This window comes from Nesterenkonia muleiensis, assembly GCF_003600155.1.
Lineage (GTDB): Bacteria > Actinomycetota > Actinomycetes > Actinomycetales > Micrococcaceae > Nesterenkonia > Nesterenkonia muleiensis.
In genome coordinates this window covers 55,289-61,511 of record NZ_QWLD01000053.1, presented here as the reverse complement: position 1 = coordinate 61,511, position 6,223 = coordinate 55,289, and the positions used below count along the sequence as shown (strand labels likewise).

General features: G+C 59.9%; 7 protein-coding genes. 1 reads left to right on the top strand and 6 read right to left on the bottom strand.

Annotation, left to right across the window (positions count from 1 at the left end; translation table 11 throughout):
* From DVO78_RS15935 to DVO78_RS15910, 6 genes are all read right to left on the bottom strand, one after another.
* Nucleotides 1–316 (bottom strand): ACT domain-containing protein (locus tag DVO78_RS15935; RefSeq protein ID WP_120006362.1); only part of this gene is annotated, 316 nt, incomplete at its 3' end.
* Nucleotides 297–788 carry a GntR family transcriptional regulator gene (locus tag DVO78_RS18260; protein ID WP_120006360.1) on the bottom strand — a complete coding sequence of 164 codons (492 nt, stop codon included), beginning with the start codon at nucleotides 786–788 and terminating at the stop codon, nucleotides 297–299. The genes DVO78_RS15935 and DVO78_RS18260, both read right to left, overlap by 20 nt.
* Nucleotides 789–796: 8 nt before the next feature.
* Complete coding sequence (locus DVO78_RS15925; RefSeq protein ID WP_120006346.1) at nucleotides 797–3,415, bottom strand: efflux RND transporter permease subunit; 2,619 nt, start codon at nucleotides 3,413–3,415, stop codon at nucleotides 797–799.
* 270 nt (nucleotides 3,416–3,685) lie between these two features.
* Nucleotides 3,686–4,051 (bottom strand): GntR family transcriptional regulator, encoded by a 366-nt coding sequence (locus tag DVO78_RS15920; protein WP_120006344.1) that lies wholly within the window; start codon nucleotides 4,049–4,051, stop codon nucleotides 3,686–3,688.
* A gap of 16 nt (nucleotides 4,052–4,067) precedes the next feature.
* Nucleotides 4,068–4,721, bottom strand: coding sequence for an ABC-2 transporter permease (locus DVO78_RS15915; RefSeq protein WP_120006342.1), 654 nt, complete (start codon nucleotides 4,719–4,721; stop codon nucleotides 4,068–4,070).
* The gene (locus DVO78_RS15910; RefSeq protein WP_120006340.1) at nucleotides 4,718–5,572 is read right to left on the bottom strand and encodes an ABC transporter ATP-binding protein; all 855 of its coding nucleotides are present in this window, start codon (nucleotides 5,570–5,572) and stop codon (nucleotides 4,718–4,720) included. The genes DVO78_RS15915 and DVO78_RS15910 overlap by 4 nt, the downstream gene beginning before the upstream one ends.
* Before the next feature lie 341 nt (nucleotides 5,573–5,913).
* Here DVO78_RS15910 and DVO78_RS17645 point away from each other — a divergent pair, with 341 nt between their 5' ends.
* Nucleotides 5,914–6,132 (top strand): hypothetical protein, encoded by a 219-nt coding sequence (locus tag DVO78_RS17645; RefSeq protein ID WP_157984090.1) that lies wholly within the window; start codon nucleotides 5,914–5,916, stop codon nucleotides 6,130–6,132.
* Nucleotides 6,133–6,223 lie beyond the last annotated feature (91 nt).

The following is a 6,223-nucleotide window of genomic DNA, read 5'->3' as shown; positions in this document are numbered from 1 at the left end:
AACCCGCCAGTACGTTGCAGCTGATGCCTTCGGCAGCAAGTGACTGCGAGAAAGCAGCAGTCAGTCCAACAGCCTCCAATGAGGAATGCACTGTCAGAGTGATCCAGGCAGCCACGAAATCGTAGGTCACGCCGTAGGCGTCTGCGTCCTCGCCGCGCAAAACTGCGGTGAGTCCTTCATCTTCCGAGATGAGTGCCGCAGCACACTGCCGAACCGGATGATCGGTCCCAATCTGTGCATAAACGTACTCATCAGACCGGACGACGGCATCCATCGAACGCAGCATTGCAGCTAAATCAGTCGATCCAACGCTCATCACCTGGCTCCTTCTCGTCTCGACGCCAACGGCAACCCAGTGCAGCCGCGGCCCGCCTACCATGTGTCACAGTTTCAATGAGAGTGCCCGGCTCGGTGGTGGACAGCCCCAGAAGGCGAGCTTCGTCAAGCATGGGAGTGAGGTAGTTCGCTATGAAGTTCCGGCGGCGCTCAGTAAGGATGGTTTCTCGGGCACCAGCGGCTACGAACGTTCCGAGACCTCTGCGTTTCACCAGGAGACCTCGCTCTACCAGTCGGTCGATACCTTTTGTTGCGGTCGCTGGGCTGACCTTGAAGTACGACCCGAGCTGCGGGCTAGAAGGAACACGCCCTCCCTCAGATAGCCACCCATCAAGCATGCTTTCCTGAAGCTGGTCTGCGACCTGGACGAAGAGCGGAGGTTCCTTGTTCAGGTGCTTGGTTTCCCGTGGTGGCGCTTCGCCGGTGGGAGGCTCTTCGGGTGAACCCGACATTTCTTTACTCATCTGGTGTACCTCCTGACAGGCACTTCGGACGTGGTGACCACCGCGGGGTTGTTACGTCGGTGCCACTTGTCCCACAGGGTCAGCAAGCTTGGGAGCACTACCGTTGCGGCAAGTAGGGCGAAGCCGACTGCGTAGATGGTCACCAGTCCGAGCTGGTGGAAGGGCGTGAATGTGGAGGTAGTGAGTATGCCGAAGGCCGCGCAATTGGTGATCGCTGCCCCGGCTAGGGCACCTCCTGTGTGTCGCATGGTTGAGCGGATTGCGTCGGCGGTGCTGGCGTGACGCAATCGGTCTTCCTGGAAACGGTTTGTTACGTGGATCGTGTAGGGTACCCCGGCACCGATTGCGAGTCCGGTGATTGTGGCCGTGACTGGCCCCAGGGGGATGCCGGTGGCCCCCATGGCTGCGAAAGTCCACAGCACTACCAATCCGACCGGCAGCACCGTGATGACACCCAGCATCGGCCGACGATTCCGGAACCCGTAGGTCACAACCAACAGCACCAAAACCGCACCCACCGCCATTAACAACGTGATGATTTGTGACTCGGTCAGTGCTGTAACGATCTCATCGTCGATGATCCGCTCGCTGGTGGCTACGACCTCAACGCCTGTCGAGACAAGCGGCGCCAACGCTTCATCGAGGTTCTCCCGCAGCTCCCCGACACCAGACTCACCGGCACTGGTCTGAATTGACATGCGGATCATCTGGAAGGAGCCGGCATCGTTACGTGCCAGTACGCGGTCTGCCTCGTCAGGCGCGACAATAAGCAGCGTGTCGTAGAGCGCGGCAACGTTCGCACCGGGATCGACGGTGAGATCCTCCCCGAGCCCCGCGGCCTCGGCGGCTTCAACCAGATCCTCCGGTGGGGAGTCTTGGTCGGCAGAGGCAAGCAGTGTGGTCAGCAGCCCCACTGGCGAGTCCGCCTGAGCAGTACCCCCGAAGGTTTGGACATCGGGAACCTCGGAGAGTTCGTCCAAGGTGCTGACCAGTGCATTGTGGACTTCCGGTGTCGCCACATCACCGGTGATCAGCACGTCGGTCGTCTCATCAACGCGGTCGAACCGGTCGGTTAGCTGGTCATACACGGCCATCGCAGCGGTATCGTCCTGCACGAAGTCGGTCACGCTGAAACGAACCTCGAGCTGATTCTGGCCCCAGACACCGACTGCGCCACCCAGCCCGAGCGTGACAAGCAGGGTCAGTACCGGCGCTCGCGCCGCCAGGCCCGCGACTCGAGCCATGATTCCCGGCAGCAGTCTCTCCCTGCCGCGGCCGAACGCTTGCCGTGGCAGTGTCCCGCGCTGTTCTGCGCGACGGTCGATCAGGTACCGCGTCGCAGGTACGAACGTCATCATTAGCACGAATGATGAGACAATACCGACCGCAGCTAGCACACCAAAGTCGACCAGCGCTGGCACAGGGTTGAACACGCCCGTCAGAAAGCCTACAGCGGTGGTGACGGTCGCCAGCACAAGTGCGACGCCTACGGTACGCACCGCGCGGACGAGAGCATCGCCGACGCTGTGTCCGGCAGCCAACTCCTCGCGGTAGCGACTAGTGAGGTGGATCGCGTAATCAATGCCGAGCGCGATCAATAGCACGGGCACGATCATGCTGACATCGTTCATCGGCCCGATCCAGTCGAGGTAGCCGGGTCCGAGCACCACCCCGATGCCGTTCATCCAGATGATCGCCATCACCACGGTCACCAGCGTGAGCAGCACATCGGCGATGGTGCGCCGGATCCCCGGCACGATCCGGCTTCCCATACCCGGCTTGACCCAATACACGAAGCCGAGCAGGACAAAGATGACCAGAAACGCGGCCCCGAACAACTGGACGAGCTCGGTTTCGACCTGATCTGGGTCGCCGATCAGCAACGCAACACTGAATGTCTCAGCCGTGTAGCCTTCCGGCAGCTCCGTGTCACGCACGGCCTCTGCGATCTGGGTGTCTATTGCCAGTCTTGCCTCCTCCTGCTCGGCATCAGTAAGGTGTTCAGGCACCGCTTCATCGAGTTGAAGGAACACGAGCAGTAGTCCGCTATCCGCCTGTGGCGAGGAACCGAGCGAGGCATCACTGGGCAGCAGACTCGTAGTGAAGTCCGCCTGCTCGGCTGGCATCGACTCGAGAGCCTCGGAGAAGATTTGGCTTACGGTGACGTCATCGGCCTGGTGCGGGTCGATCTCCTGCTCAGCCAGTGCGACCTGGACCGGAGACAACCAGTGCACAATAGCGGGCCGCTCTGCGGTAGCGGAGAGTTCCACCTCGGCAGGCAGGGACGCCTCGATGGAGTCCATGATGCTCTCAGCGGCGGTGAGCCCGTCGGCACCGATTACGTCATCCCCGTCAACCAGCACCTGGAGAACAGCTTCGCCAGACTCGTCGAACCGCTCCGCGATCGTCTCGCTTGCCAGCACCTCAGGGTTGTCCGGCGCGAGTCCCTCGTTGCCGGTCGCGGACTGGGCTTCGCCGGAAAGGGCGGCGAACAAGGCGGTGAGCACCAAGGCGATCAGGAGCATCGTCGTGGAAACGGCAGCGCCACGTCGCGACCGCCGACCGGAGAGTCCGGTCTTGTCCTCGGTCCTGCCGAGGTGTCCCGGGGTTGTCATGCTGTTATTCCTCTCCGTGGTTAGTTGCTGAGGATCGGCGGCGCCTCAGGGCGCCGGTGCGAAGTGACGCAAGAGTTGTGGTGGATTTACTGTGCATGCTCAGTATGCACAGTTGAATCTGGAGCTGTCAACTGTGAGTGATAAACGAGGTATTTCAGCCAGGGTTATCTTCGAATTCCCATTCCCAAGTGGCGAGCAGGCAATGCGGATCCCGGTAGCGATCTGGTGCTGACTGGCCCCAAGGAATGCTGTCTTTGTCCCAGGTGGGTATCAGTACTCTTGTTTCACGATGTCGATCAGCTCATCGCGGGTGATGGCCAAGTCGCGGTAGAAACGGGCATCGTGGCGAAAGCGTTCGACGGCGAAGGTGTGGCGCTTGGCTGTCAATCCGTCCCTGGGGTGAGGAGAGACGAATGCCCCTTTGCCAGGCCTGGTGTAGATGAGATCGTCGGCCTCCAGCAGTTCCCAGGCCTTCTTGATGGTGATGACGCTAATGCCGAGCTCTCGGGCGACGGTTCGGATGGAAGGCAGCATCGAGCTGGGTTCCAGGCGACCATCGAGGATCTGCGCGGCGAGTTGGACATGAATCTGCTCATAGATCGGGGTGTCGCTTCGCTCAGCTATAACGATGTCCACGGAACAATCCTGCCCCTTACAGGTTCACGCGGTCGAACCGGCGCACCGAGAGCCGATATGAGGTCGCGGTAAGCACGAGGTAGGCAACTGCACCAATGGCTAGGACGACCAGCTGCGGACCAGCGTCGGCTGGATCGAGCGTGTCAAGGACATCACTTGCCCCTGGGATGACATTGATGAGCAGCTCGAATGTTCCATAAGAGACAAAGAAGGTGATTGCCGCGAGCACTCCGGACCGGCCGGTCTTGTACCCAGTGCTGAAATACCCTGGTAAGAAGATCACGTTGAACAGCCCGGCTGAGACAAGTACTAGCCCGAAGAAGGTGTAGTTGCCATCCATGCCAATGACGTTGCCGTCAGGGGTAATCAGCGCGGCAAAGACCGCCACGATGGCCAAGGCAGCGAACTGGACCAGCTCGAGGGCCGCGACGCTGAGGTGCTTGGCGAGCACCACACGGTTACGGGAAACCGGCAAAGCGATAGTGAACTCGTGGTCCTTGTTCGCGTTCGCCTCAGAGAATGCGATGAACAGAGCCAGGATGAAGTAGGAGGCTCCGATGATCATCGGGTAGTGCGGAATGAGGTTGAACAGTGTCAGAGCCGCGGTAAGCAGGTAGGTTGGCGGAAGGAACAGCCGAACCTCTTTGCGCAACAAGGTGATAGTACTCATCGGGCTTCTTCCAGGTCGTAGTACAGCATCAGCGACTCCAAATCTGGCGCTTCGGTCTGCCAGGATCCCGCACCACTGTGGCCAGCCAAATCCGCGGTTCGCGCCAGACCAGTGAACCCATAGGCATGTCGCTTATAACTGATCAGCCGTCGCTGCAACTCGTCGGTAAGGTCTGCGTGACTCCCTTTCACGACGATGTGATTCGCAATCAGGTCATCTTTGGTGTCACGGGCGATGATCTCGCCGTCGCGAATAAAGACGATGTAGTCAGCACACTTGTCCAGGTCGCTGGTGATGTGCGTAGAAAAAAGGACAGCCCGCTCACCGTCTTCAACCACTTCCTGGATCAGGTCCAGTAGCTCGTCCCGGGCCACCGGGTCCAGCCCGCTGGTGGGCTCATCCAACAGCAACAGTTGCGCATCATGGGACAGTGCCATGGCCACTCCCAGTTTCACCCGCATCCCGGTGGACAGCTCACTGATCTTCTTACAATCATCGATCCTGAACCGGTCCAGATAGCCGGCGAACGCCTCGTCGTCCCAGTGCTCGTAGAAGCGTCGGTAGACGTCCATGACAGTGCGGACCGGAAACTTGGGGTAAAAATCGACGGGGCCGAGCAGGAAGCCGATCCGCTGCTTAGCCTGGGCTTGGTGCTCATGCAGGTCACGGCCCTCGAACGTGACGGATCCGGCATCGGGGCGCACGATGTTCATAATGGACTTCAGTGTCGTCGTTTTACCGGCACCGTTGGCTCCGATGAACCCCGTGATGAATCCTGCCGGCACCTCGAACGAGACATCCTGCAGCGAAAATGACGGATATGCCTTGACCAGGCCATCTACAACGAGCATGAGTACCTCCGTGAGCAACTGTGTATGTCAAGTAAACACAGTGCTTGAAGTCGCGTCAACTCGGTAGCCGACCGCAGCTATCGGTCAGCGGGCTTGATCGCCATGGGTTCAGCGGTTGCATGGATATCGTCGGTCGCCTTGAGAGCCGTTCCGCCGACCGTCACGATGACCGAGTACAGGCCCACCGGCCGACGTGTCACATAACTTCCCGTGCCGGCACCTGGAGCCCTCACGCTGTGGGATCTCAGAAGCAGCAACCACACTTTACGAGCGGTGCCGGAACTTCATGATCCCATTGGTCGTCCAGTCAGCCAGTCTGAGACAAAACGAGTCGCCACCGCATGCTCAACGTCCAGCGCTGCGACCGGTCGGAATTGAAGGGCTCCACCGTCGAGGCGGCAAGTTCCGGGTTCGAGGTGCGAGCGACGGTGGTCACGTTTCTATCGTTGAATGAGCAGGTGAAGGTTCTGAACGCCTTACCGACCAGAAAAGTAGGTCGTCATCGCAACCACAACTTCAATACCGACCAAGGTGCGGAGTGCCGTCAGCGCTCGCAGTGATACAGCCTCCATTCTCGAGGGTGGCAAGCTGCTGGTCGTCGGTAAGTCTGTGGACCGGATCGGTGAGAACGTCTCGACTGACCTCTCAGTC

Coding starts and splice junctions, on each gene's coding strand:
- DVO78_RS17645 (WP_157984090.1), top strand. CDS start 5,914: ATGCTCAACGTCCAGCGCTGCGACCGGTCGGAATTGAAGGGCTCCACC.
- DVO78_RS15910 (WP_120006340.1), bottom strand. CDS start 5,572: ATGCTCGTTGTAGATGGCCTGGTCAAGGCATATCCGTCATTTTCGCTG.
- DVO78_RS15925 (WP_120006346.1), bottom strand. CDS start 3,415: ATGACAACCCCGGGACACCTCGGCAGGACCGAGGACAAGACCGGACTC.
- DVO78_RS18260 (WP_120006360.1), bottom strand. CDS start 788: ATGTCGGGTTCACCCGAAGAGCCTCCCACCGGCGAAGCGCCACCACGG.
- DVO78_RS15915 (WP_120006342.1), bottom strand. CDS start 4,721: ATGAGTACTATCACCTTGTTGCGCAAAGAGGTTCGGCTGTTCCTTCCG.